The sequence below is a fragment of the Arenicella sp. 4NH20-0111 genome, assembly GCF_040366405.1.
Classification (GTDB): Bacteria; Pseudomonadota; Gammaproteobacteria; order Arenicellales; family Arenicellaceae; genus Arenicella.
Map to the genome: position 1 here is coordinate 387,757 of NZ_BAABWF010000003.1, position 26,403 is coordinate 414,159.

A 26,403-nucleotide genomic window follows, 5' to 3' on the forward strand; every position below is an offset into this window, starting at 1 on the left:
ATAGAGAATACTGATTCCCGCAATTTTGGACGTTGTCTCCAATCAGAGTTGAAACTTCATTGAGACCCTACTACATTGTGGGTTCCAAGGCCTGTCATCAATTTAAGGAAAATTATGAAGAATACTGTTTTTATGCTGTTTTTTTTGAGCGCATTGTTGCAAGCCTCAATCGTATTGGCGCACGATTTCAAAGAGCCACAACAGGCGATTAATGCGTATATCACTGCTGTATCGACGGGTTCTGGAGAGCATGTCGAAATGGCGTATACCTCAGATGCGACAATCAAATTTTATGATCGAAAAGACCTTTATCGGGAATACACGCGCGAGAGCTTTGCTAAAGCGGTCGATAACGGTCAAACATGGGAGGCTAAGATAGAAATCACAGCGTTACTTGTAACCGGTAACGTAGCGAATGCCACTGTCGAGTTTACGTGGGGTGAAAATAATGAGCATGGCTACGTGGATTATCTGAATCTCATTAGTTCAAGTGGTAGCTGGCATATAACCAATAAGGTGGCGCAATATGTCTCGCGCAAGAAATAGAAAAGTGTTGAGTCGATTTATTTTTGATAGGGGAGCTTTACAACCAGTCGCAATTCTCAGCCGACTTACGATAGCGAAAAACGATGACTGACGAACGGGTGAATTATTCGATTCTCGATGGCATTGCGACCATTGAACTCGCGGATGGAGGCTCAAACTTGTTGTCTCCGTTAATGATTGGCTCGGTTAATGCTGCTCTGGATAGAGCAGAGAAAGAAGCTGACGCCGTGATCTTAACTGGCGCAGGAAACGTGTTTAGTGCTGGTTTTGATCTAAAGGTGATGAAAGCTGGCCCAGTACCCACGTTTAAAATGCTGATGGGTGGTTTTGCTACGGTGACGCGTCTGGTGAAGCTACCAATGCCCTTGATAGTGGCGTCGAACGGCCATACGGTTGCTGCGGGTGTTTTTTTATTATTGGCTGGTGATTATCGATTTGGCACTGATGGTGATTTTAAAATCGTACTTAATGAAGTCGAGATTGGCATGACGATGCCATACACCGCCTTAGTAATCGCTAAGTATCGTTTAACATCACAAGCGTTCGAGCAGGTAATCAACCAGTCCGTGGTTTATTCTCCAATAGACTCTAAAGACGCTGGTTTTCTAGATAAAGTTGTCTCGGTGGACAGCCTTCTTGATGAAGCTCAGTTAAAGGCAAAAACACTCGCAGAGCTAAATTCGGATGCATTTAGACGGACTAAGCTGCGAGCGCGCAGAAGTTTGATTCGAAGCATTCGATGGGCGGTCGCGAAAGACTTTGTTGACTTGTTAAAACAAGGGGTTGGTCAAGCATTGAGAAAACGTTAGTTCTACGATACGGTTGAATTAGAAGTGTTTGTTGATTTCTCTCTAATCAACAAAGGCTTAACATGTTAGATGAGTTTTCAGATCGTGATACCGGTTATCACCGGCGAAGTGATTGGAATGATCATTTGGTAAAGATGAAGGGAGCATTGTTTCAGTATCGACTTTCTAAGTTTGCGTCGATTTGCTTGTTTTGTTATCTAGATTAGATTTTGCATTCTCATTTTTCGTGAATGGACTAAAGCATGCCCCAGCTGTCGACTAACTGATTTTACTCTGCCTCACTGTCTATCATGGCCTATTTTTTGCTCTTACACGGATCACTGCATAATCAAACATGTTGGTTTAAGGTAGAGCGTTTGTTGAAGGGTGCTGGACATAAGGTCGCTTCTATTACCTTTTCAGGGCAGCAAGGTGGCCGATCTAAAAGTCCTTTCTTAGTTACGGCAAATGACTATGCTCAAGACGTGTTATCGATTGCTGCAACAGTTGGGGAGCCGATTGTTGCTGTCGCACATTCTATGGGTGGTTTTCCTATGTCGATGGCTGCCGAAAAACATCCGGAACTTTTTAAGCACTTAGTTTTTGTTTCTGCATTGGTTCCGCCATTGGGATCATGCTCAATTTTCTCAGTGGGAAGGGGAGATAGGTTATCGAATTTTTCTACGTCACTTAGCTTGTCTCTTTTGAATGCATCATTAAAGATCAATCAAGATATCGCAAGCGAGCTTTTCTATCACGATTGTGCTGTCCAAGATCAAGAAAGGGCGTTAAGAAATTTGCTTTATCAGCCAATTAGACCATTGTTATCCCGGGCAAAGTTTAGCGTTGATGGCTTTGGGGCTGTACCTAAAACTTATATAGTTTGTACGCAAGATAAGGCTTGCAGTCCGGAGTTTCAAAGACAACTTGCTTCAAATCAAAATATCAAAAATATTGAGGAGCTTCACTGCTCGCATTCTCCATTTTTATCTCAGCCTAGCGCATTGGTATCATTGCTAGAGCGGGTTTTAGCTGACTAAATGTTGCCCCTGATGATGTTTGAACCTAAAACTTAAATAGGTTGGGCAAGCGTATTTATAAAAAGTGATTTCTGTACCTATCAACAGGCTAAAGAAGGGTTACTTTTGGATTAATCCAGAGTCGAGTCTGGGCCAATTCCCCTTCTGTTTTGATAAACTATTCTTCCTTGCCTTGTGCTCTGCGTTTATTGAGCTCGGTAAGTAATGCAGACTCTAATTCATTCACCGTCTCATCAATGGTGAATTCTCCCGATGCCGTGTATTCGCCGAACAGGTTAATCATCCGGTCGCTTTTGCGTCCGGCAAGCGTTAATTTATAGGAAAAACTGTCTTTGACTGACGGTTTTAATATCGCATCGCAGGCAAATGCGAGTAGACTGATTGGACTAAAAAGTAAATCACGGATAGCGTCGGCGAATAACTTGATTTGAAAAAAAATCAAATGTCTAAATGCCTGTTTGATAGGAAGTGGTTTGTCTTTCTCTAAATTATTTAATGGCATGATTACGCTTCTCAGCAACCTGACGGATTCTTCAGTATGGTCGAATTACCGCAGCAATGTGACCGATTCGTGTTTAAGTATCAGCAATATAATTGCAATCAGCCAACACTAACACAGGCGGTCAAAACCTAGACCGCCCATAAAGCCAACTTTACAAACAAGAGTTTGCCTATTCGTTGAAAACTCTTAGCTGACTACAAGGCCAGCCGCTTCTGCTGGTGACAATTTTAACGCTTCGACAACCATGTCGAAAAACTCAATTTCAGATTCCGTCACTCTACCGTCTGCTTTAAAAACAGAGATCAGAGACTTGACGATCGATTGACGCTGAGACATATCGATTTTTTGGCTTACACGCGCCAAATACTTATCAATGGGTGCCGTTTCATATAACTCTGAAGACGCGGCAATTCGTACGCACTGAGCGCTCACTTCTTCACCAGTCGCTTCGAGTACAACTTGTTGTACGGTGGCCACTTCTGAATCATCGGTTACCAGATCAGCACGCGTTGCTCTTGAAAGAGTCATCAATAGCATCTCTTTGTATAACTCTTGTTTCTCTTCAGGGTTCTCTACATACTCGAAAAGCTTTTTAATATGAGAAAGGTTTCTGATCGACATTTCCGTACCTGTCTAATGGTTAGTTTATGATTTATTGCGAAGAATTATACGCCCTGCGCGGTACATACTGTCAAGCGGCAGCCTAACTTAAATAATTGGGGGGCGGAGAAGCCTTGTTAGCGTTCATGTCTGAAGCGTGACTCGGTATGACTAATTAGCCGCCATCAATAGTGTTACAGCCCATCAGCTCGCCTGTTGAGGGCTGATTTATGGTTTACGATGACAATGTGTATTTGCTGTCTATATCGGTTTCATCTGACTCTAATCCTAGATTTCTGATTGTTAGGCTCACTAATACGCCAAAGAAACAGCACGAGTTGACTGCAGTTAGAATTGTCTGTGTCTCGTGAATTCGATGACTGCCTATTATATTTTACTCTTGTCTAAATATTGAGTACCTTATTCGATCTGGAAAATGGTTCTAACCACCTAAACTGGCGAATATATGCACACACTACTCAAAGCAGTTTTAGCAGTATCTTTTTTGGTTTTTAGCGCGGATGCTTTTTCAAAACCGCAACCTGATGACGCAGAAGACCAGCCTTTATTCGGAAATGCGACTTTCAAGGCGATGGCATTTCGAAGCATTGGCCCGGCGTATATGTCCGGTCGTATTGCCGATGTTGCTATTGATCAATCCAATCCATCTACTTGGTACGTCGCTGTAGGCTCGGGTGGTGTGTGGAAAACGGTCAATTCGGGTACCACATGGACTCCAGTTTTTGATAAGGAATCGGTTTACTCGATTGGTGATGTGACGATTGACCCAAGTAACCCCAATATTGTTTGGGTTGGCAGTGGTGAGAATCACGGTGGGCGTCATATCAGTTTTGGTGACGGTGTGTATAAGTCGTTGGACGGCGGCCAAACCTGGAAGAATATGGGATTGAAAAAGTCGGAACGTATTTCCGATATTATCGTTCATCCAGAGAATTCAGATACGGTGTGGGTTTCTGTTCAAGGCCCACTTTGGACCGGTGGTGGAGAGCGTGGTCTGTATAAAACTATCGATGGTGGCGAAACGTGGGCACGTGTTTTGACTCCTGAGAATGAATGGACTGGGGTTACGTCGTTGCTTATCGACCCTCGTAATCCTGACAAGCTTTACGCCGCTACGTGGTCACGTCAGAGAACGGTTGCGGCGTACGTGGGTACTGGCCCGGGGGCTGGTATTCATACGTCGGACGATGGTGGTGATACATGGACAGAACTCGAAGGTGGGCTGCCTGAAGGGAATATGGGTAAAATTGGTTTAGCCATTTCGCCGATGAAGCCTGACGTACTCTACGCTGCCATAGAGATAGATAATCGCGAAGGTGGTGTTTATCGGTCAGCCGATCGCGGAGCAAGCTGGACTAAGATGTCCGAAGAGGTGGGTGGTGGTACCGGACCGCACTACTATCAGGAAATCTACGCAGACCCACATCAATTCGATCGTGTCTATATTGCAAGTAACTACAGTAAGGTGTCAAACGACGGCGGCACGACGTGGACGCCGATTAACGTCAAACGCAAACACGTGGATGATCATGCGATGGCGTTTCACCCGACTGACCCAGACTTCATGATGATCGGTTCTGATGGCGGACTTTATTTGTCGCACGACCGCATGGACAATTGGCGTTTTATCGCAAATTTACCGCTGACACAATTTTATAAGGTCGCTGCTGATGATGCCGAACCGTTTTACACTGTGTACGGCGGAACACAGGATAATTCAACTCAAGGTGGACCGTCTCGGACTGACCGTTCCGAGGGCATCAAAAATAAGGATTGGTTTTTAACGCTTTTTGGTGATGGCCATCAACCAGCCATTGAACCTGGCAATCCCAACATAATGTATTCGCAGTGGCAGCAAGGTAATTTAGCTCGCCATGACCGAATAACGGGTGAGAATGTGTATATCAAGCCTCAGCCTCGCCCAGGTGAACCCGCAGAACGTTTTAACTGGGACGCCCCTATTAACGTGTCGGCTCACGACCCAAAGCGTATCTATTTTGCGTCGCAACGGGTTTGGCGGTCAGATAACCGTGGAGATAGCTGGACGCCGATTTCAGAAGATCTTACTAAGAATGGTAATCGCATGCACTCGCCGATGATGGGGCGTACCTGGTCGGTAGAAGCGGGCTGGGATATTTACGCGATGTCTGAATATCATACCATCGCTAATTTTGCGGAAAGCCCGGTAAACGAGAACATCCTTTGGGTTGGTACCGATGATGGTCAGATTCAGGTCACCACAGATGGCGGTAAAAACTGGAGAAAGATCGACCTGAAAAATGTATCGGGCGTGCCAGCCACGGCTTACGTTAATGACATTCGTGCTGACTTATTTGATGCAAATACAGTGTACGTTGCTCTCGACAATCATAAATACGGTGACTTTAAGCCTTACTTAATAAAGTCGACCAATTTGGGGAATAAATGGACTTCGTTAGCTGGCGGTTTGCCTGATAGCCATCTGGTTTGGCGGATTGTGCAAGACCATATCAATAAAGACCTTCTCTTCATTGGCACAGAATTTGGTGTGTTCTTTACGGTGGATGGCGGTAAGAAATGGATTGAGCTAGACGGCGGAATTCCGACAATCGCAACGCGAGATGTTGTCATACAGCGCCGTGAAAACGACTTGGTTGCTGGCACGTTTGGTCGTGGTATTTACATACTTGACGACTACAGCCCTCTGCGCGAACTAACGGAAAGCACGATGGAAGAAAACAATGCGCTATTGTTTGCACCCGGTCGTTCCGTGAAATGGTTCCGCTTGGATAGCAACCATACAAGCACCGATGGTGATGACCGCTATGCGGCGAAAAATCCGGAGCATGGCGCGACGTTGACCTACTTTTTGAAAGAGAGCCTTTTGACAGCGAAGGAAAAACGTCAAGAGCTAGAGAAAAAGATGGTTGAGGATAAGAAATACCCTAAATACCCAGCCTGGGAAGACATAGAAAAAGAAAACCAGGAAGCGGCGCCTGCGGTTTATCTCGAAATTAGCGATTCTGAAGGCAACTTTGTTAATCGCGTTGCCGGCGAAGCAAAGAAAGGCTTACACCGCGTTACCTGGGATATGACTCACGCCAAAACCGCAGCGATCGTTGCCAAGGTCGAAGAGGAAGATGATGAAGAGCACGGATTGATGGCCGCGCCAGGATTGTACCAGGCTACTCTGTATCAGCGCGTGGGCGAGCAGGTCGCCAAGGTCGCTGATTCTGTTGAATTTGAATTGAAGTCCATTCGTTCTCCAGCAATCGAAGCCTCTGATTCAGAGGCTGTAGTGGCATTTAGTGAAAAGCTAAGAGCTGCAGAGAAACGCGCAACGGCAACGGCAGTTATTGTTGAGAATATGGCGAGCACGTTGAAAGACCTTCGTTCAGCGATCGATCTAACGCCCGGAGATATCGCGCGTTTAGAAACTCAATACGCAGCCATTCAAGAAGAAGTTAACTCAATTAAATTGACATTAAATGGCCTTGAGTCTCGCGACCAAAAGGGCATAAAGCCAGCTAATATCTCCAGTCGTTTGTGGTATGCCATGTCTGCAACGTGGTCGTCATACGGCCCCACAGAACAGCATTTGGAGCAGTATGAGTATGCAATGACCGGTTTGGATGGCGTGGGAAAACGCTTAAAGGCATTGCAAGAGAAAGCTATGCCAAGCTTGCAGCAAGGGGTTATCAACGCGGGCGGCCCTTGGACGTCTGGCGCCGTAGTCCCTCAGTAGAAATGTCGGCTAGTAGATCAACGCGGTACGTTAAGCGATAGACTCATGCGGGTTGTTGAAAGCCTTGAATGCACTGCCAGTGCAATTCTCAGCTTTTCAATAACCTGCGAGAGCGCTAGAGATCGGAATTCTATTTGATTTAAAGGCCCTACTTTTTAGAGTATAAATGCACTTCAAAAAAGCTAATAGACTTACCCACAAGTGGCTCAGCATTGTGATTGCAATTCCATTGTTGGTGGTTTTTGTGACTGGCATTTTATTGTTGACTAAAAAAGAATTCGCTTTCATTCAGCCACCGACGGCTAAAGGACAAAGTAGTATTCCAAGCGTCCGTTTTGACCAAGTTCTGTCAATCGCGAATACGGTTGAGTCTGCTCAGATAAGCAGTTGGGGGGACATTGATCGTTTGGATGTTCGTCCATCTAAAGGCATCATAAAGATTCGCAGCGTTAACTTGATTGAAATCCAGATTGACATTGCGACAGGCGAAATTTTGCATGTGGCCAAGCGCCGTTCAGACTTCATTGAAAGCATTCACGATGGCACCTTTTTTGAGAAAAATGCGAATCTTTGGCTGATGCTTCCTGTTGCGATCATAGCCTTAGTGATGTCAATTACGGGAATTATCATGTTTGTCATTCCATACCTTAAGAAGAAGCGGCGTACTTAGTCGGGCAGATGAAGCTAGCGGTAGATGTGCAATATCAACAGAATTCTGCAATCGTTGCAGGCATTCTTTTTGAGTACTGGGGTTCAAATGAAGTGGCAAGAACCTTAACGGTCGAGCTGAGTGATATAGAGCCTTACGAGCCGGGTGCATTTTACAAGAGAGAGCTGCCTTGTATTCTTGAATTGCTTAAGCACGTGACCGAAGAATTGACGGTCATTGTTATTGATGGGTTTGTTACGTTGGGAATAGATGAGTCAGACGGTTTGGGAATGCATCTCTACCGATCGCTCAATACAAGGGTGCCCGTGATAGGCGTTGCCAAAAAGCCATTCTCAGGCACGCCAGAGACTTATGAAGTATATCGAGGCGACAGCAGTAAGCCTCTGTTGGTTTCCTCCGTTGGCATCTCGTTAAGCGAAGCCAAAAGACTTATTGAAACGATGCATGGAAAACACAGAATACCCACATTACTAAAACGCGCTGATCAAGTTTGTCGAGGAATAAACCTATAGTCAGCGTTCACTTTTTTGTCTCGGCCCATGTGTGTCGTTCGGTTCGAGCATCGTTTTGATGAACTACCGCCGCCTGCGACCTTCTCACTCCACAGTTTGTTTTTATTTTCTTTCACTGGCTATAATGGGACTGAATGTTTTAATTAACGATCGTAGATAGCGAGCATGCCAAAACAAATAGTCTCGGAAATGCAGTGGACTCAGAAAGAATTAGAGGCGCTGCCAATGGAAAAAGGTTTTCGTATGCGTGGTCTCGAGACAACTCGCCTCGACACTTTAATCGATGCTGCATTTGCGTTTGTGCTCTCAATGTTGGTGATTTCTCAAGGACAGATTCCGAGTAGCTTCGATGACTTGATGGTCGGTATTAAAAGTATCCCCGCACTTGCTATGAGCTTTTGGATACTGATGCTGTTCTGGCTATCGCACCGTCAGTGGAGTCGACGATTTGGGATTGAGAGCAAAAGTTCCATCGTCTTGAGTATAAGTTTGGTGTTCTCGCTACTAATTTACGTCTACCCATTGCGGATATTATTTGAACTAATGTTTCATGGTCTCAGCGATGGGTACTTTCCTAGAAGCTTTAATATTGTGAATGAGAAAGAGGTGCGTGGCTTCTTTATCTTTTACGCAGTAGGCTATTTGGTGATGTCCTTGCTGATAATGTGCTTACAATATCTAGCGATTAAACGTACAAAATCTTTAGCGTTAAGCGAATTTGAGCATTCGGTAACTAAAGCCACGTGTGTGCGATGGTTAGGCTCGATTTTTATTTCGGTGATTTCAATCGGTATTAGCTGTTTTGCGCCAGTAAACCTTGTTCCGTTAGCGGGCTATATTTTTTTTATTGTGTTGATAGTGCAGATCTTTGAACAAGGCTCGATTCGAAGGTATAAAAAGCGATACGCATAAGTACTTCAACGCAGGCAATGGAGTCGTTAATAAGAGCGCTTTTTTGCCATAGTCTAGGCGCGTACTTTGAAGTACCACCAAATAAAGGGAATCAAAATGATGATTTCTATTCCGACATTTAGCCATTGTTTAGCCACTGAACCGTCTAGCGCTATACCGATTAGGCGAGCGATCAGTAAGCCGATGAGGAGGCACGCACAGGTTGCTGATAAGGTGGGTTGCCATGGAAATAGGGAGCGATGAAATTGAAATAAAATGCCGATTCCGATTAACAGCCCCCACCATATTCTCCGTTCTACGGCTTTAAATGTATCTTCCGGTACTGGTTTACTGCTAACGAGTTCCGGATTTGCTGCTAAGAAGATGCCAATAATGATTAATATGGCACCAATGAATCTGAAAATTAAGGTGGTTTCCATCAAAGGCTCCTAAAGTCTAAATAGTTTGGCTGATGACCGACTAAATCGCGAACTGGGTGTGTTTAAAGTCAATCAAGTTAGTTTTTTTGATTGACTCCATTGCTTTGGCGATTGTCCGTACATTCGCTTAAATTCTCTGCTAAATTGGGACGAACTTGCGTAGCCAACCTCCATCGCTGCGACGCTAACATTCATGCCTCCTGCAATTTTCATGGCCGCCGTATTCAGGCGCATGGACTTGACAAATTGGATAGGAGATAGGGTGGTGGCTTCTTTAAACTTACGATGTAAGACTGCTCGGCTCATACCCACCTGTGCGGCCATATCTTCTATGGTAACCACTTCGTCGAGTCGGGAAGACAAATAATCAATGGATCGAGCTATCTCATTTCCAACGCCAAACGCACGTCTTGCTGACTCCCCTGCCGCGCCTTTCAATACGGCATAATAGAGCTCGCGTAGACGGCCGTCTCCGAGTATCGCACTATCAGTCATGTTGCCTTCTAATTGGAGTAAGCGTAATAGTGCTTTGGTAAATTCTTCGTCCCACTGTGCAAGTGCAAAACTAGGAGGGAGTGCGCCTTTTTGAGGTTTGTGAATTGCCCCAACGGCACTTTCCATCTCAATCGAAAGCTCCGTCATAACCTTAGTATCCAGAGAGATGATGACTCCTAGCAAAGGGTTGTCAGGCGAGGCGGTGGGTGTTCCTGCCTCGACCGGCATCGACATAGAGCAACACATATATAAATCACTGTCATAAACGTACCGCTTGCCATCTAAGATAGCCTCTTTGGCTCCACTTAGAATTGCGACTACAGAGGGTTCGTACACAGCAGGGGCGCATCGAACAGGGTTGGTCACCCTGAAGAGTTCGACGCCTTTCACACCTGTTTCCGTCATGCCTTCCTGATGCGCTTTGCGCTCAACAAGTTGCTTGATTAATTGTTTGCTCATTCAAACCTGATCGTTCAATTAGATACTCACTGAAGGTAGCACTCGAAAATCCATCATTCAATATAGAGATACAAATAGGCATGTTTTAGAGATTATTTCGCCTAGTTACTGGATGTTGTGAGAGTTATATTTATTTTCACTAAGTGAGCCCTTTCACGCAAACGGTAACTTTTGGCTGTATTGGGCAATAAAAAAGCATCCGCTTTCCGACTGATTAAGCACGTAAAATAGGAATTTTAACAATGACTAACAAGAACCAATTCGGCTCTCATGGCTGGACACCCGAACAACTAACATCTCTCAAAGGCAAAACATTCGTCATCACAGGGGCGAACTCAGGAGCGGGGTATCAAGCATCTCGAATTTTCCTCTCAAAGGGAGCACGCGTGGTGATGATGAACCGTAACGTTCGAAAATCAAACGACGCGATAGCGTCGTTGAAACAGGAGTTTGGAGGTGACGCTGATGTGTCGTTGGTGCGAATGGATCTGGCAGAGCTTGCGTCGGTCCGAGACTCGGCGACTGAAGTATTAAACACGGTGCCGAAAATTGACGCACTTATCTGTAATGGAGCGATTGCACAAGTGGCTAAGCAAGAGATCACGATGGATGGTTTTGAGAGCCAACTTGGGGTAAATCACTTTGGTCATTTTCTTTTATGTGGTTTGCTCTTTAACCGAATAGAGGAATCCAGAGGGCGGATTGTGGTGGTGGGCAGCAATGCCTATAAAATGGGGCGTAAGAAAATACAGTTTGATGACCTCAACTTTGATAAAAAGTACACTGCCTGGGATTCATATGCGCAGAGCAAGCTAGCGCAGATGATGTTTGCCTATGAATTGCAAAGAAGAATCAAAACGTCGGGTAAGACGGTTCAAGTGTATGTCTGTCACCCTGGTGCGTCACGAACTAATTTATTAATGGATACGGCCAGTGTGGTAAATAAGCTGATTTGGTCTGTATTGTCTCGAGTCATAGCGCAATCGGCTGAAAAGGGCGCTTGGCCGGAAGTTATGTGTGCAACACATGATGGGTTGAAGTCTAATGCATTGTACGGCCCAACAAAAAGAGCCGACACCGTTGGGCCAGTTGGTGAGTGTTCGCTTGATGACGTGGCGCTCAATAAAGAGATGGCGACTAAGCTTTGGGCACTTTCTGAAGAAAAAGTCTCGTTGAGTTGGACGCTGTAAAAAGTGAGCTTTCGATCATGCCTGCTCCCTCTGATAGCAGTGGCGATCCTCAGTCTGGCGGAGAGGGTGTGACTTAATGTTCAGCATCGTTGGATACTGATTTCAGCTTACACGTTAACCATGCGCAAGTTGAAACCAGTATTGATCCAATTGAAATTTTATTGCCAATAATACGGCGTGCGTTTTACGTCATCAGTGTGAACTTGATCCATCGTTTTTGCGTCGTAAAGACGTCCATTTAGCATCACCATCAAGATGTCATCGGTGTTATTGATGTCGTCCAGTGGATTGCTGTTCATGATGACCATGTCAGCGAGTTTTCCGACTTCCAATGAACCAAGATCTTTATCAAAACCAAGATGCTGGGCTGGCGCTATTGTAGCTGTTGCCAAGGCTTCTATTGGCGAGAATCCACCACGAGCGAACGACCATATTTCCCAATGAGCGGCAAGCCCTTGTTGCTGGCCATGAGCACCGATTGATACTAGTACGCCTCGTTCTTTTAGCATGTGGGCGGTTCGAGCACTTACATCGTCCACAAAGTCACTTTCTGGTGCCGTAGTTCGTCTTACGTTATTTGCTTGAAGAATTCTAGGCGGAACGTGCTTTGAAAGTATCGGGTGGCGCCAGACATCCGTGGCTTGTCGCCAGTATGGGTCAGCGGCAAGTCCACCGTAAGTGACAACCAGAGTGGGGGTGTAAGCGACCTGAGTTTGAGAGTACATGCTCAGGACGTCTTCATAGATCATTGCCTGAGGTAGGTTATGTTCTATTGACGTATTGCCATCGGCGACCATGGCCATGTCCATATGATAGTTAGACCCACCTTCTGCTACCACAGCGATGTTCGCTTTCATTGCGGCGGCAACCACTTGCTGACGTTGGTCACGCCTCGGTTGATTGTAGTTTTTGATTGAATGCGCACCTTGCTCAGCCAATCGGAATACGTGCTCTTCAGCGTCTTCATAGCTTTCTATGCTGGCGTAAAATCCAGGTGCTTTGGCCCCATAAACCACTTCGCCGGTAGAGTAAATGCGCGGTGATAATTGCATCCCCGCTCGTTGGTATTCGCTTGCGGGAAAAATTAGATTTGCGCGGCTAGAAGGGTCATGAATGGTCGTGACTCCTAAGGCCAAATGAGCAATAGTTGACCAATTTTGCTGAGGAATGATGTCGTCACTACCTTGTGGGCCATGCGCGTGAGCATCAATAAACCCTGGAGTTATCGTTTTACCTTCTAAGTTGACCACTTTTGCGCCAGCGGGAATGCTAATGTTGCGGCCCACAGCGCTGATGCGATTGTCTTTTATGATCAGTGTGCCGTTTTCGATTACGCCGCCATCGTCACCGTTCATCGTGATGATTCGAGCGCCTGTTAACGCTATCGTCCCAGACGGCTTATCGGTGTCGACAGTCATGCTTAAGTTTAAGCCGTCTGTTGGTGGATGAAACTTTTCCGGCGTTGAGCTTGTATCTGCCTCATTCTGTGGCGCGGCGTCATGAAAGGTTGGTTTTGGCCGAAAATCTTCAACTGCGGCGGTGAATAAGGTGTCTCCCAAACTCCAATTGATACTCTTGCCCTGTTTTGACCAATGCATATAGCTTGAGCCATTGCCACTAACCTCTACTTTAGGCAGTGACGCCCCTGCACGACCTACCTTTAACGCTTGAGGCCCCGGCAGCATTGGCACAACGTGAACATCGTAGTTTTCGTGAAAGGCTAAATGTGATCCATCGGGCGATACTTGATATTCAGAAACTAATTCTGAGGTGGCGTGAATCCGCTCATCTAAACCTTCTAGAGTAACTGATATCAGATCGATTGTTTTACCGCCACGAGTGAAGAAGAGCCGGTCGTTAGAGGCACCAAAGTGTGGCCATTTACCCCCACCGTTTACCTTTTCGGCTTTGCCACCACTGCTTGGTAATAAATAGATACCAGGATCTACCGACCAGTCTTTCGTCAGTAGATACCCACCCTTACCTCGTTCGACCACAATGCTCTTACCATCGGGTGAGAATTGAGGGCGACGATAGTGTCCAGGTTCTTTAGTGATCGTTCTTTCGCTGCTGCCTGACGCGGAGATGGTGTGTACGGCTGCGAGGTTTTTATCAGTCCAAGATACGAAGGCTATTTTCCGACCATCTCGAGACCAAGCTGGAAAAAGTTCTCGGCGATCAGAGTTATTGGACGTTAGGCGTTTGGGGCTGCCGCCATTAACACTTTTTACCCAAAGTTTGCCTAATGATTCAAACACTGCTTTACGACCATCGGGTGAATAAGTCGCAAAGCGAGGCATTTTAGTTTTGAACGTGTCGGGAGCCACGGCTACGTCTGGACGCGGAGGGTCTATAACGTCTCGCGTATCTTTAATGCTAAATGGGATCTCTGAGGTCTTGCCCGACGCAATATCCAATTTGTGAATGCCACCTTTTGCCCAAAAAATCAAAGACTCACTATCAGGTGTCCAGTCCATGTTTGGATACACCCCGGTGACGGCCCAGGTCTCTTGCATGTCTTGATCAAGGCCGTTAAAGACTTTGTTTTCTATTCCACTGACCAAGTCTTTAACGTACAAGTGTGATTGCGTGCGCTCACGGCGAACGAACGCGATCTTTGAACCATCGGGTGAGGGGGTTGGTCGCACGGAGCCACCTTCACCACTTACCACTGTGTCAACTTTGCCGCTCTCCATACTGTAGCGCAATATATTAAACAGGTCTGTATTGGAGTCTTGAGCGTAGATAAAGCGATCACCCGAGGTGATATTTTTTGAGAAATAAATATGCCGTCCATCGGATGAAAAGATTGGCTCTCCCAGCTCTTTCTGAAATGATTCCGACGAACGCTTGACAAGCTGTACGCCGGTACCGCCTAGCACATGATAGAGCCAAATTTCGCCCGTGCCCGCAGACCGAGATGTTGTGAAGTGTTTTCGAGCGGCAATAAATCGTCCATCCGCACTCCAAGCAGGATTATTTAATAACCTGAATTTTTCGGATGTAATGGCACGCCGTTCTGAGCCGTCGACATTCATTGTCCAAATATTATCGCCGCCCTTTCGGTCACTAATATAGGCGATTCTTTTTCCGTCAGGAGAGAAACGAGGTTGAATCTCCCAAGGTAAGCCGCTGGCTATATTAGTGGCCTTACCCCCCGACACTGGCATCGTGTAAATGTCGCCCAGTAAATCAAACGCGATGGTTTTGCCATCAGGGCTTAAATCTAAGCTCATCCAAGTGCCCGAACTAACTTCAAGAGGAATTTGACGTACAGGAAGTGGCGGATTGGCTACGTCCCATTCGGCTTTGTCGTCTTCGCTCTTAGCTATGTCGCTTAGCGAGGCATCAGCTTCTATCGCAATAAGCTGTGATGGTTTGTTTTCTTGACTGGGGTTGTGAGTATGAGAATGTGAGGCAGTAGAGGCGGTTAATAAGAATGAACTTATTACTAAATAAATTGATTTTGGCATATTGGCTTCTAGTTTTAATTTCGTGGGCCATCACATGTGAAACGTGATGGGCGTTGCCACAATATTAACTGAAAACGTGTTCAATGATTGTTTAGATTGAGATAGGCCAGTTGTTGATCATGAGATAAAGATTTTTTTCGACTAGCGCAGGCATGCGCTTTGTGGGTTATGGTTCATAAAGCGCGGCATGGGAAGAATCTAATATCCATTTTTTAATTTTATCTACGTGACGTATGCTTCTAAGCTCATCGTTAAAAACCAGCCATAATTCTCGACGAGGAATGGGTGGAACCACGGGGATTTGAATTAAGCCGCGTCGCTTCCCAAGAAAGATTGGCAATAACGAAAGTCCCATTCCTTGAGTTGTCGCTCGCAAAATAGCTTCTGTACTATTAGATTTAAAGACGACATTGTTACTTAAGCCCATTCCGTCAATCCAATCAGTCTCAAGAATTTCTCCATAGACTTTGGTATAGCTAAGTAAGTTTTCAGAGGATGGATCGACGGATTCTGGTGTTCTGCCTGAAAGATAGGCGCTAGAACAAAAGAGCCCCATTTTAGGTTCGAATATTTTTCGAGTAACTAGGGTATTTACGGTTGGGCGCTCTAGCGCTATGCCGATATCAGTTTCATTTTTATTTGGTTCATTGTTTTCATGAGAGACAATCAGTTCAACGACCAAATCTGGGTCTTGTTTGAGCAATGCGGGCAACTGAGGCGTTAATATTTCATTGATAACAGTTTCTATTCCGGAAATTCGGATAGGTTGTTTTTGGACTTTTTTTGATAGCGAATCGGCTACGCGCTCCACTTGATATAGGTATTCACTTCCAGGCTTAGAAAGGCCAAAAATCACCAAACCATGCTCAGTTAGGTCAACGCCTGAAGGGCTTCGCTCAAACACTTTCAACCCAAGCTGCTCTTCGAGTGCTGTGATCCGTCTAGCTACCGTGGCGACAGAAACCTTAAGTTTTTGTGCTGCGCTGGTAAACGATCGATGCTCGGCAACCTCAATAAAGCATCGGATATTGTCCCAATCTAAGTTCATAATTTTTTTCATATCTCATTTTGAAAAGGCAGGTTGGCCTGTGCATAAACGAAACTCTGCGTTGCGAATTTGTATATAGCTCTTATCAAAGATTGCGAGTAATCTCGCGGCATTATAAACAACAAAGAGGGCAGCTCTCTCAATTACAGTACTCGTTTACAACTTAATGTCTTTCTACCGAAACTTGTTGTAACCATAAAACAAATTAGTTTCATACCTTTTCTTACCCTACTAGGAGATATCATGTTTTTTAATACTCATAGAAAGAATTTTCTTAAAAAAATAAGAATTGTCCTTCCATTCTTCGCTTTCTTTCTGACCTTGGCTAGCTATGCTCAAACTCAAATTACACGTGATGGTGTAATCAAATCAGAGGATGTAGAGCCGTTCTCAGGCTATGGCATTTATTACAACCCTAATACGCTAAAAGGAACCTCGGACCAGTTGGGGCCACTGTCCGCACAATTAAATTATCGAGTTTTTTTCAGTGTGGGAAACTACGCAAAAAGATTGCTTAAGCCAATTGTTATCGTCGATGGTTTTGATCCTGGAGATAAAAGGAGGATTCAACGCCGTGATTATTTGTCGGGAGAGTATGTGGACGGTAAGACCATCACGATTGAAGATATGATGGATTATGAGTCAGAGTATGGTCCAAGGAATTTAATTGAAGAGCTGACAAAGCGAGGGTTTGATGTTGTGATCGTTAATCATCCTACGCACCAACCGCGTCCAGGCGTTGTGCTTGATGGTGGGGCTGATTATATTGAACGCAACGCATTAGCGCACGTTGTTCTGATTCAGCGACTTAATGAAGAGCTCCTTCAAAACGGGAGCTCAGAGGAGTTGGTGATCGTTGGGCCGAGCATGGGCGGACAAATTACGCGGTATGCATTGGCTTATATGGAAAAAAATGGTCTAGATCATAGAACTCGTTTGTGGGTGAGCATTGATAGTCCACATAATGGTGCAAACATCTCAATTGGGTTACAAACGATGGTGTTTTCTATTTGGGATAAAACTAAGGGTGATAGCCCTGATCCTCAGATACCTGACTTCTATTTCAATCAAATTCAGTCGATTGCAGCCCAACAGCAACTTATTGAGTTACATAATCCCGATTTGACGAAAGGAGATCATTTCATTTACCTAAAAAACGGGTCGCCAGTTAGGCAGAGGTATATGGGAAATCTCACAAATAATGGTCTTCCTGGTTCAAACGGGTATCCAATTTATCCGAGAAAAGTGGCCATATCAAATGGGTCGTTGGTTGGTACAAAAGTGGGCGTCGAAGCTGAAGAAGATTTTCGAGCACATGGATTCGTAAGGGTTGAAGGCCCTTTTGGGATTACGCTACCCGGTCAGTATCAAGCTCTAGAGATGGTTACTCGCCGTATGCCAGAATTCAACAAAACTGCTGATATCGCCAGTTTGTGGATTGAAGGTAAAGGTAGAAAAACTGGGCGAGTGACTAACTATAACTCTAATGGGAGTATGGACGTAGTCCCTGGTGGGTACTTTAATGCGGTTGATCAGTTATACGACGCTGTTACGGGCTCTGATCCAGACCCCTTGGGCCATACACTTTTTGAAAACTCAATAGAGTTTTTGGCTGGATTGAATATTGACATAGAAGGGCGTGTAAATAAGGTAATTCATTCATTTATTCCAACTTATAGTTCTCTCGGAATTATCGATACTACTGGGGATTGGAGTCGATCACTTAATCGAAATTTAATCTGTACTGGAGAAACTCCATTCGACAGCTATTATGCCCCACGTGAAAATCAGCAGCACACTAGTTTTAATGGAGAAAGCGTCGAATGGATGTTCGGTGAGCTCGATAAATCACCCCAGAGCCCGTCAGTGTATCCTTCAATAATCGAAGGCAGTAACGTTGAGCTTTGCGCCGGCGGCTTGCGAACCTTTAGTTTTTCTCAGTGCGATGTTCCTGAGCCTCCAGTGTGGACAGTCGATCCAGGTCTGTCCGTTGTATCGTCAACGCCGTACTCGGTAACGGTGAGAGGGGCAGGTTATTTCAATTCTTATTCAAACATTAAGGCCAACTTCCCGAATATCAGCCTGAGCAAGCGGCTCTATATTGGGAGGCCGCAAACACCTAGTAGCATCAATGGCCCCTCTTCTGTGAGCAGTGGTGGCATTGCTCGCTATAGTGGAGGGACTGCTGTTGGAGCGCGATCATATGCGTGGCACGTGCCCCACCCGTATCAAACTGTGCAAGCGTTTTCTTACACTGGTTTGAATTGGGAAATGCAAGCCACATCGGGACGCAGTGTATCGGCATATACCGGTACTCAAGGAAGATCTGGCTATGTGCAGATTATGGGTGTAAACCAATGCGGTACTGGTGGAGCAAAAATGATGGAGGTGACGCATGCATCTTCAGGGGGTGGTGGCTCTGGTGATGGGTCGGGTGATGGTAACGGCAATTGTAGAAACTGTGGAATTCGGCCCGGAGGAACTCCGATTCCTTAGTTGTATATTGTTGGACACTGACTTAATTTAAAAGTCAGTGTCCAATATTGATAGAAACAGCGTGGCTGGCTAGTTGGCTAAAAACAAGTATGTGATGCCCTAAGGCTGTCAATGACTGGCTTAGGGCTAGATTTTAAATACTGCTAGGATGGCGCTCGGTTAACCTGTTATACGATATAGTCCGAATTGATCAAGTTCACATCATACGGGGTAACCCCTTTATCTAAGCTGAAAATGGTATCTGCTTCCGATTGAGAATCAACGATTTCGCCTCGAGCTTTTGCATGCAACTCAAAAAGTTCGTAGAGAGATAGCTTATGCTTCGAATCAATGATCGCCTCCAGTGTCTCTTGAATGCTTGCCTGATTCGATTCCACATTATTGCCTCCACAGTATGTCTGGCTTGAGGTGCTGATATCGGTCCAAATTGCTTTGCGCGTTTGTAAATCAAACACCACGGGTATCACGTTGCGGCTATTGGCCCTTACATCAATTTTTTGTTCAACGGTTTTCGCTTCGAATATTTCATTGCTTTTAGGTTTCGAACGCATCATCCAGCCAGCAAAACATGTTTCATGTTCTGCGAAAGTTGGACCACTGTAAACTAATACATTCATGGCTAAGTATCGCGCACTTCTTTCTAAAGCGCGGCTGATCGTAACGTCGATAAATTCACTCGCTCCTTTAGGTGCCGAGGTGATGTCGCCGCTATGATAAGCATGAAACCCTTTTGATCGAAGGTTTGTGTAACTCACTTGTTCCATGATTGAGAAATCTTCGTAATGAAATGTCGCACTTAGATCAATATCGCGGCCTACCCAGTGAATAAAGAAACGTAACGTGTCTTTATCATCAGCTCCGTAAATAGGTAGCCGAGTTCCGCGTGCCACATTAATCAAACCTTCAGAAGCACTTCGTTGTTGAGACGGAAGTGGGCAATCCATTAAATCTGGATCGATCCAAACTTTACCTAAAGTCTCAAGGCTCGAAAAACGATCAACTAAAGTTTGCCGAATACCTTGGGTTAACTCAGTAAGCAACTGTGGGTCAAGTGCTTCCAGTGTTTGACGAAGCACAACCGCTTTTTGAGTATTCCCTTTTGGAAACACAACTCGTTTATCCGCTTTTAGGTGGCGGCGGCTCATGTGTCCGAGCAATTGAATAAGCACGCGGGTAGATACTTGGTCAGCGACTGATAAAAATTCTTTTACAACCTTTTCTTGTTGAGAGCTTGCTTCGTTTTTTGCTAGTAAACGTGTTAAGCGTTGCTTGTTTTCGGGCTTCGCTAGGCGAAGCACATGATCAAGCTTGCGAGCGTATTCGCCAGGGCGACTCTTCAATAGAGTGATCGCCGCTTGGATATCTTTGGTATTTAAAAAGTACTCGAGTTTTCCGTAAAAGCTTTCAAGTTGCTCATTGTTGCGGAGCTTGCTCGCGATTGCGTAAACGTTTTTCGAGTAGTCCCCTACGTGTAATCCATGCAGCAGAGCTTTCCATTTATTCTTATGTCGACCAATGTCTTCTTCACTAATCACTCGCTCTAATTGCTTAACGATTTTCTTTCGCAAATTTCGTGGCAAAGAAATAAATTTGGTATTGCTTGCTAACGATACGTCACCCTCAGACAAGTACGTAACGATACGTAGCACGTCAGTTGTGTTAGAAATTAACGGTGTAATGTCTTTGTCTTGTGCCAACAAAATCGCCGCGGCGATACTCTTGTTTTCCTGAAACGGAATGGTTTCGGGAAAGGTCAACTCTGATTGAGGGTAGTTCAACATGAACCACTCGATGACCGATTTGTCTTCTTCTGACAAAGAATTATTGGACATCAAAAGTTGAGTAAATATACCTTTGAAGGCACCTTCATCTTCTAAAGAAATCTCTTTAAACTTTGTTGCTTCGAAAGCGTAAGGCTTAGGCAAAGAATGATATTCAGGTAGCCACTGACCGCTTGACCAATAGTGAGTTAGAGCATTGGCATACAGTTCTAGGTTAGAAGCATCCATTACCTGTTCAGGGAAGTTAGGGTACATTTGCTTATGTGAAACGTGTGCGCCTTTCAGTAGACGTAATTCAGAGATCAATTCGCCTGCCAACCTTTTGGTTTGTTCCGCGTTAAGTTCATTAATTGCACCGCAAAGTGTGTCTGACATTACGAAGCCAAGATTCATCATTTGAGCGTTCAGACTAAGAGTAAGCGGTTTATTGTTTTCCCCATTGCTGCTTTGTTCAGAATCAAGAATCAATGCACCTAGTTTTTTTATCGCTATTTTTTGTTTGTTCATGGTGTTACCTATCAATGTTATAAGAGAGCGACATGACTAAGTTCAAAGGATAGTTGATGTTTAGAAGGAAGCCATGTCATAGCCTATAAGTGAGGAAAGCGAAAAGTCTAATTCATCCGATGCTCTACCAACTGAGCTACAGTGCCTTTTGACACTGGCTGGATTCGAACCAGCGACCTTCGGGTTATCAGTAAATTAGAAGGAAGACTTTTCATAGCCTCGTTTGAGGTGAGCAATAAACCTAAGTCAACCAATGAACACTTTTCAGTGCCTCCGGACTCGAACCGGATTCTAGAAGGAAGGTTTACTATAGCCTCGAGTTTAAATAAAGCAAACTGCGTGCCAACTTTTCAAAAAGTCAGAAATAAGGATTTAAGTTTTTGATTTTAATGACCTAAATATATATTTTGGATTCTCGGGCGAAAAAATATCCTCCTTAATCTATCTTTTTAAATACCTTAAATATCGAAAAAGATATTTCTATCTCGTGCCTATTCTTGGTTTTGATAATAATTGACAAAGCGCATCTGCGAACATTAGGCTTCAAATACAATATAGGATAAAGACGGCATTATTATGTTTTTTAAACGCAAGAAGGCGAGCCCCCATTCAGAGCTTTTCGATACTGTAATCGAGCAACTTAAAAGCCCAGAAGGCCGGAGTTATGAAAACAAGCTAAGTGGTTTGGAGGTTTATGGAAGGTTGTTGGAAATGTCGCTTAAGGACCGAGCTATATTTTTAGTTGAGCTACCAATATTGGCAAAGTCACTAAGCCATACTTTTAAAGTGGGTCGGGATGATAATTGGAGCGTAAGGCAGCGACTAACTGACTTTTTCTCGGAGTTTATGCGGCGTAAAAATGAATTTACACCAGAGCAACTGTTGGAAATGATCTCTTCAATAAGAAAGCACCATTCAAAAGAGTTTTCTACTTGGGGGATTGGCTGGATCGTTAATCAACTTGCAAAAACTATAGCTAGCAATGGGTTGTCGGATGAAACAAAGCAAGCTTGGTTGAAAGTGTCGCAGTGGGAGGAGTTCTCTAAAGAGAGTTATTGGGGAGCCGATTTAAAGAAAGCGCGAGTTAAATTAATGCAGCTTGTTGTCATAGATGGGGAAGATATTGCAGCTTACCCATTAGGTAAGACTAATCTTGCAGCTATTATATCGGCTGATTTAGAGGGGCTTTCAGGTGAGCAACAAGGGCAATGGAATGCTTTGTTTCATGCAGCGGCTCAAGCCCGTGGCGCAAAGCCAAGTAAGAAATTCTCAGATTCAGTTAAGCCTGCCTGCGACGACATTGGTGCAAGTCAATATAAAAAACAGGTCGCTAATTGGCTTGAGCTAGCTTCTAAAGAAAGTGCCTTTCATATTGAAGGTCAGGAAGAGTACTGGGATCATGGGCGGCCGGATTCAGAAATTCAAGATTTGCTTAAAGGCTTGGTCTGGACCTTAGTTCGTTTTCATGATGCAAGAACCTTGGCTGTGGTGGCGAACTTGGCTGAAAAGTGTTTTGATCGCCTGCCAAATATAGGCCCAGCCGCTCCAGGTTTAGGGAATGCCGCGATCTATATGTTATCGAATTCAAAAGGTTTAGACGGAGTTGGTCATTTATCTCGTTTGAAGATCAGAATTAAGCAGAACAATACACAGAAACTAATTCAAAAAAACATTGAAGAGCAAGCGAAGAAACTTGGTCTTAAAGCGGCTGAAATTGAGGAGATGGCTGCGCCAGACTTTGGTTTGGAGCAAGGAATTAGAGACTTTACGTTTGACGATTTTACCTTGAGGTTAAGAGCTACTGAAGTTGGCCAAGCTACCTTGAGTTGGTTGAAGCCAGATGGCTCTCTTCAAAAGTCTGTGCCTAGCCTTGTAAAAGATAAAACCGCTCATAAGGAAAAACTAGCAAAAGCTCGAGCGTTGGCGAAAGACATTAAAAAAGCCTCTACCACTCAAAGAGATCGTATTGATCGTTTGTTTACCGAAGACATGGTTTGGCAGCCAGAGTCGTTTTATAAGTACTATATTGATCATGGCCTAGTTGGGCCGCTGGCACGAAAGCTTGTTTGGATGTTAACGATTAATGGTGAGTCGTTACCCGCGATCTACCGAGACGAAGCTTGGCAAGACAGTGCCGGAAAAAATGTAGTCGGTGAACCTTCACAGTTTCAACTTTGGCATCCAATCATGTCTGAAGCGGAAGTTGTTTTGGCTTGGCGGGCTAGATTAAACGAACTTGAGATCAAACAGCCATTCAAGCAGAGTTTCCGAGAAGTCTATATTCTTACGGATGCGGAGATTGAGACTAGAACATACTCAAATAGAATGGCGGCTCATATAATAAAGCAGCACCAGTTCAATTCTCTTGCGGCCATTAGAGGTTGGAAGTACTCCCTAATGGGGGCGTATGACGACGGGCGCGAAAATGAAATTGCACAAAAGAATTTATCAAGTTATCAGTTAACAGCCGAGTTTTGGATTGATGAGTTGCTTGATATGGGAGATAGTTTTAACGAAGCAGGCATTTGGGACTACGTAGCAACTGATCAAGTTAGGTTTTTGAATGAATTTGGGGATGCTCTTGAGTTAATTGACGTGCCTCCGATTGTGTTATCTGAAATATTTCGAGATGCTGATTTATTTGTTGGTGTAGCAAGTATTGGTAATGACCCCGCATGGAGTGATCGTGGTGGTGCTCCTAGAACAAATGATTATTGGCAAAGTTATTCTTTTGGAGACTTAGGCGAAACCGCCAAGACTCGTAAATTGGTTCTTGAGAGTCTATTGCCACGTTTACTGATTCGTGATGTAGCTAAGATTGAAGGTAAATTTTTAGTCGTAAATGGTAAGCGACATAGTTATAAAATCCACATAGGTAGTGGCAATATTTTAATTATGCCTACGGATAAGTATCTATGTATTGTTCCCGGCAGGGGCAAAGACAAAAAAGTTGAAAATATTTACCTTCCGTTTGAAGGTGATAGGGGCTTATCCATCGTGTTGAGTAAGGCTTTTATGCTTGCTGATGACGATAAAATTAAAGATGAAACTATCCTGAGTCAACTATAGGAGGTGAGACCATGAACATGGTACATAATTTGACGGTAAAAGATGAATTGCTGGGAACTGGTTTGTCGAATGAGTTTATGCTTTGGTTCGAAGAGCCTAGAGTTAGTGTCGCAGATATTATCAGTGAGAGAGTGAGGCACGAAGTTGAAAATTATAATACGCGCGCTGCTGAGTCTAATTTTGTTGGCTTGGTCCAACCGACCGAATCAGAGATTGAATTGAACGGCTATAAGTTGAAGAAGGGGCGTCAGGTTAATGCAACTAAACAAATAGAAGTAGCGCTGCGTGAATTTGAGTCTTGTGCCTATTTTATTTTGGTGGATGATCTACAGGTTAAGAGTCTAGATGATGAGGTGGCATTAAGTGCGGACACCAAAGTCACTTTTATAAAACTTACTCCTCTTGTTGGCGGCTAGTCCTAACAAAGCTGAAGAAAAAACGATATGCCAAGTTACGTAGAGCAACTTTCACTTAAAGGGTTGCTGCCAGAGTTACCACATCATGTTCGTGACGGAATTCAATATGAAGTCGTGATGGGTTCGCTTGCCTATGGCGTAAGCAATGATAATTCTGATATGGACGTCTACGGCTTTTCGATTCCACCGAAGGAGATGATTTTCCCTAGTTTACGTGGGGAGATTCTCGGATTTGACGATTACGAAATTCAGTTTTCTCAGTTTCAAAAGCACCATATAAAAGATGCAGCGGCACTTGGTGGTAAAGGCCGAGTTTATGACATGACGATCTACTCTATAGTTAAGTACTTTCGTTTGTTGATGGAGAACAACCCCAATATTATCGACAGCCTGTATGTACCTGATAGCTGTGTGCTGTATTCAACACCTATTGCTGATCGAATTCGAGAGAACCGAAAGATGTTCTTGCATAAAGGTTGTTGGGCAACGTTTAAAGGTTACGCGTATGGTCAAATGCATAAGATACGTACTAAAAAGCCAGAAGGTAAGCGCAAGCCGATTGTTGAGCAGTTTGGGTACGATGTTAAGTTTGCATACCATGTCGTTCGGCTGCTGAATGAAGTGGAGCAGTTGCTGGTTGAAGAAACTCTAGACCTTACAAAGAACTCTGAGCAGCTGAAGTCGATTCGCCGAGGTGAGTGGTCTTTAGAAAAATTAGAAGAATATTTTGAGCGTAAAGAAGCCGACTTAGAGTCGTTCTATTTGAAGAGTAAGCTGCCTGATTTGCCTAGAGTTGATGTTATTCGAAATCTACTAATGGAATGCTTAGAGCAGCAGTTTGGCTCACTGGGCAATCTAGTAAACCAAGATGGTAAGGCTCACGTCACTCTGAGTAAGATCCAGGATATTTTAAGAGACTATGAAGCTTAACCAAAAGGGGAAGCCTAAACATGGAAATTGATTCCGATATTTTCAGTGATGTGCAAAAGCATCTCACTGAGATAGAAAAAGAGCACAGCGTAGTAATTCTCCAAGCGATTGAGAGCGGCAGTCGAGCATGGGGTTTCCCTTCGCCCGACAGTGATTATGATGTGCGCTTTATTTACGCACACCCTAAAGATTGGTATCTTCAGCTTTCTGAAGAGCGAGACGTGATAGAGCTGCCAATCAATGACGAGCTCGATATTGCGGGTTGGGATTTGCGTAAGGCGCTCAATTTGGCCAACAAAGGGAATGCTGTTGTCCAAGAATGGATGGTTTCGCCGATTGTCTATCGACAGTCGGTATCGCATACACGTTTATCAAGCTTGATCGAGAAGGCGTTTAGCCCAATCGCGGCTTATCATCATTATCGTTCTATGGCTAAAAAAGCCTTTGCAGATATCGAGCAGTCTGAACAAAAGAAATTAAAGCGTTTCTTCTACTTTGCCCGTGCGACTTTGAGTGCTAAGTGGATAATTGAAAGACAAACTATGCCGAGTATTGTTTTTTCAGAACTTGTTGAAGGCTTGATTGATGATGTTGATATGGTTGATGACATTGCTCAGTTGATCGAGCGCAAAGGCCTAGAGCTTGAGAAATCTTTGTTAGAGGTGCCACCCAAGATTTATGGCTTGCTAAGCTCGATTTTTCAATCCTTGGAAGATCAAGTGAATGTCTCGACTAATCCTAAACTGGTTTCTAATGAAGACTTTCGAGCTTTTGTTAGCCATTATTGCTAAACGATATTTTGTAG

General features: G+C 44.4%; 21 protein-coding genes. 14 read left to right on the forward strand and 7 right to left on the reverse strand.

From position 1 onward, the window contains the following. Nucleotides 1–114: 114 nt before the first annotated feature. The 4 genes from ABWW54_RS09110 to ABWW54_RS09125 all read left to right on the forward strand — a co-directional run bounded on the left by ABWW54_RS09110 (nt 115) and on the right by ABWW54_RS09125 (nt 2,374). On the forward strand, nt 115–546 hold the full coding sequence (locus ABWW54_RS09110; protein ID WP_353411923.1) for a nuclear transport factor 2 family protein: 432 nt from the start codon (nt 115–117) through the stop codon (nt 544–546). Between the two features lie 83 nt (nt 547–629). Then, nucleotides 630–1,355, forward strand: coding sequence for a crotonase/enoyl-CoA hydratase family protein (locus tag ABWW54_RS09115; protein WP_353411924.1), 726 nt, complete (start codon nt 630–632; stop codon nt 1,353–1,355). A 62-nt stretch (nt 1,356–1,417) separates the two neighbouring features. Further along, a complete protein-coding gene (locus ABWW54_RS09120) occupies nt 1,418–1,561 on the forward strand; it encodes a hypothetical protein (RefSeq protein ID WP_353411925.1) in 144 nt (47 codons plus the stop codon). Between the two features lie 84 nt (nt 1,562–1,645). Next, a complete protein-coding gene (locus tag ABWW54_RS09125) occupies nt 1,646–2,374 on the forward strand; it encodes an alpha/beta fold hydrolase (protein WP_353411926.1) in 729 nt (242 codons plus the stop codon). 157 nt (nt 2,375–2,531) lie between these two features. On the opposite strand, the gene ABWW54_RS09130 is transcribed toward ABWW54_RS09125, so the two are convergent. Both ABWW54_RS09130 and ABWW54_RS09135 read right to left on the reverse strand, forming a co-directional pair. Continuing rightward, the gene (locus ABWW54_RS09130) at nt 2,532–2,876 is read right to left on the reverse strand and encodes a hypothetical protein (protein WP_353411927.1); all 345 of its coding nucleotides are present in this window, start codon (nt 2,874–2,876) and stop codon (nt 2,532–2,534) included. Between the two features lie 186 nt (nt 2,877–3,062). Next, nucleotides 3,063–3,497 (reverse strand): TerB family tellurite resistance protein, encoded by a 435-nt coding sequence (locus ABWW54_RS09135; protein ID WP_353411928.1) that lies wholly within the window; start codon nt 3,495–3,497, stop codon nt 3,063–3,065. 445 nt (nt 3,498–3,942) lie between these two features. On the opposite strand from ABWW54_RS09135, the gene ABWW54_RS09140 reads away from it, so the two are divergent. The 4 genes from ABWW54_RS09140 to ABWW54_RS09155 all read left to right on the forward strand — a co-directional run bounded on the left by ABWW54_RS09140 (nt 3,943) and on the right by ABWW54_RS09155 (nt 9,315). After that, the gene (locus ABWW54_RS09140; RefSeq protein ID WP_353411929.1) at nt 3,943–7,221 is read left to right on the forward strand and encodes a WD40/YVTN/BNR-like repeat-containing protein; all 3,279 of its coding nucleotides are present in this window, start codon (nt 3,943–3,945) and stop codon (nt 7,219–7,221) included. Between the two features lie 166 nt (nt 7,222–7,387). Then, nucleotides 7,388–7,891 (forward strand): PepSY domain-containing protein, encoded by a 504-nt coding sequence (locus ABWW54_RS09145; RefSeq protein WP_353411930.1) that lies wholly within the window; start codon nt 7,388–7,390, stop codon nt 7,889–7,891. Nucleotides 7,892–7,899: 8 nt separating this feature from the next. Continuing rightward, nucleotides 7,900–8,403 carry an endonuclease V gene (locus ABWW54_RS09150; protein ID WP_353411931.1) on the forward strand — a complete coding sequence of 168 codons (504 nt, stop codon included), beginning with the start codon at nt 7,900–7,902 and terminating at the stop codon, nt 8,401–8,403. 165 nt (nt 8,404–8,568) lie between these two features. After that, entirely contained in the window at nt 8,569–9,315 is a 747-nt protein-coding gene (locus ABWW54_RS09155) for a TMEM175 family protein (protein WP_353411932.1), read from the forward strand. Between the two features lie 53 nt (nt 9,316–9,368). Here the strand turns inward: ABWW54_RS09155 and ABWW54_RS09160 are convergent, their stop codons facing one another. Together ABWW54_RS09160 and ABWW54_RS09165 are read right to left on the reverse strand one after the other, a co-directional pair. Then, the gene (locus ABWW54_RS09160; RefSeq protein WP_353411933.1) at nt 9,369–9,734 is read right to left on the reverse strand and encodes a DUF4345 family protein; all 366 of its coding nucleotides are present in this window, start codon (nt 9,732–9,734) and stop codon (nt 9,369–9,371) included. A 72-nt stretch (nt 9,735–9,806) separates the two neighbouring features. Next, on the reverse strand, nt 9,807–10,688 hold the full coding sequence (locus tag ABWW54_RS09165; RefSeq protein ID WP_353411934.1) for an AraC family transcriptional regulator: 882 nt from the start codon (nt 10,686–10,688) through the stop codon (nt 9,807–9,809). 242 nt (nt 10,689–10,930) lie between these two features. On the opposite strand from ABWW54_RS09165, the gene ABWW54_RS09170 reads away from it, so the two are divergent. Further along, the gene (locus ABWW54_RS09170; protein WP_353411935.1) at nt 10,931–11,878 is read left to right on the forward strand and encodes an SDR family oxidoreductase; all 948 of its coding nucleotides are present in this window, start codon (nt 10,931–10,933) and stop codon (nt 11,876–11,878) included. Nucleotides 11,879–12,036: 158 nt separating this feature from the next. Here ABWW54_RS09170 and ABWW54_RS09175 read toward each other — a convergent pair whose 3' ends face one another. Further along, nucleotides 12,037–15,351 carry an amidohydrolase family protein gene (locus tag ABWW54_RS09175; RefSeq protein ID WP_353411936.1) on the reverse strand — a complete coding sequence of 1,105 codons (3,315 nt, stop codon included), beginning with the start codon at nt 15,349–15,351 and terminating at the stop codon, nt 12,037–12,039. Between the two features lie 166 nt (nt 15,352–15,517). Next, the gene (locus tag ABWW54_RS09180) at nt 15,518–16,411 is read right to left on the reverse strand and encodes a LysR family transcriptional regulator (RefSeq protein ID WP_353411937.1); all 894 of its coding nucleotides are present in this window, start codon (nt 16,409–16,411) and stop codon (nt 15,518–15,520) included. Between the two features lie 231 nt (nt 16,412–16,642). Between ABWW54_RS09180 and ABWW54_RS09185 the strand changes: the two genes are divergently transcribed. Next, a complete protein-coding gene (locus tag ABWW54_RS09185; RefSeq protein ID WP_353411938.1) occupies nt 16,643–18,895 on the forward strand; it encodes a hypothetical protein in 2,253 nt (750 codons plus the stop codon). A 167-nt stretch (nt 18,896–19,062) separates the two neighbouring features. Here ABWW54_RS09185 and ABWW54_RS09190 read toward each other — a convergent pair whose 3' ends face one another. Further along, nucleotides 19,063–21,183 carry a TerD family protein gene (locus ABWW54_RS09190; RefSeq protein ID WP_353411939.1) on the reverse strand — a complete coding sequence of 707 codons (2,121 nt, stop codon included), beginning with the start codon at nt 21,181–21,183 and terminating at the stop codon, nt 19,063–19,065. A gap of 576 nt (nt 21,184–21,759) precedes the next feature. On the opposite strand from ABWW54_RS09190, the gene ABWW54_RS09195 reads away from it, so the two are divergent. The 4 genes from ABWW54_RS09195 to ABWW54_RS09210 are packed head-to-tail and all read left to right on the forward strand — an operon-like array spanning nt 21,760 to nt 26,389. Continuing rightward, nucleotides 21,760–24,252, forward strand: coding sequence for a DUF4132 domain-containing protein (locus tag ABWW54_RS09195; protein ID WP_353411940.1), 2,493 nt, complete (start codon nt 21,760–21,762; stop codon nt 24,250–24,252). 11 nt (nt 24,253–24,263) lie between these two features. Beyond that, nucleotides 24,264–24,668 carry a hypothetical protein gene (locus tag ABWW54_RS09200; protein ID WP_353411941.1) on the forward strand — a complete coding sequence of 135 codons (405 nt, stop codon included), beginning with the start codon at nt 24,264–24,266 and terminating at the stop codon, nt 24,666–24,668. A gap of 27 nt (nt 24,669–24,695) precedes the next feature. Then, entirely contained in the window at nt 24,696–25,598 is a 903-nt protein-coding gene (locus tag ABWW54_RS09205; RefSeq protein WP_353411942.1) for a nucleotidyltransferase domain-containing protein, read from the forward strand. Between the two features lie 20 nt (nt 25,599–25,618). Then, nucleotides 25,619–26,389 (forward strand): nucleotidyltransferase domain-containing protein, encoded by a 771-nt coding sequence (locus ABWW54_RS09210; protein WP_353411943.1) that lies wholly within the window; start codon nt 25,619–25,621, stop codon nt 26,387–26,389. The last annotated feature ends 14 nt before the right edge of the window (nt 26,390–26,403 follow it).

Bases quoted from the DNA above. Each gene is read 5' to 3' on its own strand.
- ABWW54_RS09110 (WP_353411923.1), top strand. From the start codon at position 115: ATGAAGAATACTGTTTTTATGCTGTTTTTTTTGAGCGCATTGTTGCAA.
- ABWW54_RS09115 (WP_353411924.1), top strand. From the start codon at position 630: ATGACTGACGAACGGGTGAATTATTCGATTCTCGATGGCATTGCGACC.
- ABWW54_RS09120 (WP_353411925.1), top strand. From the start codon at position 1,418: ATGTTAGATGAGTTTTCAGATCGTGATACCGGTTATCACCGGCGAAGT.
- ABWW54_RS09125 (WP_353411926.1), top strand. From the start codon at position 1,646: ATGGCCTATTTTTTGCTCTTACACGGATCACTGCATAATCAAACATGT.
- ABWW54_RS09130 (WP_353411927.1), bottom strand. From the start codon at position 2,876: ATGCCATTAAATAATTTAGAGAAAGACAAACCACTTCCTATCAAACAG.
- ABWW54_RS09135 (WP_353411928.1), bottom strand. From the start codon at position 3,497: ATGTCGATCAGAAACCTTTCTCATATTAAAAAGCTTTTCGAGTATGTA.
- ABWW54_RS09140 (WP_353411929.1), top strand. From the start codon at position 3,943: ATGCACACACTACTCAAAGCAGTTTTAGCAGTATCTTTTTTGGTTTTT.
- ABWW54_RS09145 (WP_353411930.1), top strand. From the start codon at position 7,388: ATGCACTTCAAAAAAGCTAATAGACTTACCCACAAGTGGCTCAGCATT.
- ABWW54_RS09150 (WP_353411931.1), top strand. From the start codon at position 7,900: ATGAAGCTAGCGGTAGATGTGCAATATCAACAGAATTCTGCAATCGTT.
- ABWW54_RS09155 (WP_353411932.1), top strand. From the start codon at position 8,569: ATGCCAAAACAAATAGTCTCGGAAATGCAGTGGACTCAGAAAGAATTA.
- ABWW54_RS09160 (WP_353411933.1), bottom strand. From the start codon at position 9,734: ATGGAAACCACCTTAATTTTCAGATTCATTGGTGCCATATTAATCATT.
- ABWW54_RS09165 (WP_353411934.1), bottom strand. From the start codon at position 10,688: ATGAGCAAACAATTAATCAAGCAACTTGTTGAGCGCAAAGCGCATCAG.
- ABWW54_RS09170 (WP_353411935.1), top strand. From the start codon at position 10,931: ATGACTAACAAGAACCAATTCGGCTCTCATGGCTGGACACCCGAACAA.
- ABWW54_RS09175 (WP_353411936.1), bottom strand. From the start codon at position 15,351: ATGCCAAAATCAATTTATTTAGTAATAAGTTCATTCTTATTAACCGCC.
- ABWW54_RS09180 (WP_353411937.1), bottom strand. From the start codon at position 16,411: ATGAAAAAAATTATGAACTTAGATTGGGACAATATCCGATGCTTTATT.
- ABWW54_RS09185 (WP_353411938.1), top strand. From the start codon at position 16,643: ATGTTTTTTAATACTCATAGAAAGAATTTTCTTAAAAAAATAAGAATT.
- ABWW54_RS09190 (WP_353411939.1), bottom strand. From the start codon at position 21,183: ATGAACAAACAAAAAATAGCGATAAAAAAACTAGGTGCATTGATTCTT.
- ABWW54_RS09195 (WP_353411940.1), top strand. From the start codon at position 21,760: ATGTTTTTTAAACGCAAGAAGGCGAGCCCCCATTCAGAGCTTTTCGAT.
- ABWW54_RS09200 (WP_353411941.1), top strand. From the start codon at position 24,264: ATGAACATGGTACATAATTTGACGGTAAAAGATGAATTGCTGGGAACT.
- ABWW54_RS09205 (WP_353411942.1), top strand. From the start codon at position 24,696: ATGCCAAGTTACGTAGAGCAACTTTCACTTAAAGGGTTGCTGCCAGAG.
- ABWW54_RS09210 (WP_353411943.1), top strand. From the start codon at position 25,619: ATGGAAATTGATTCCGATATTTTCAGTGATGTGCAAAAGCATCTCACT.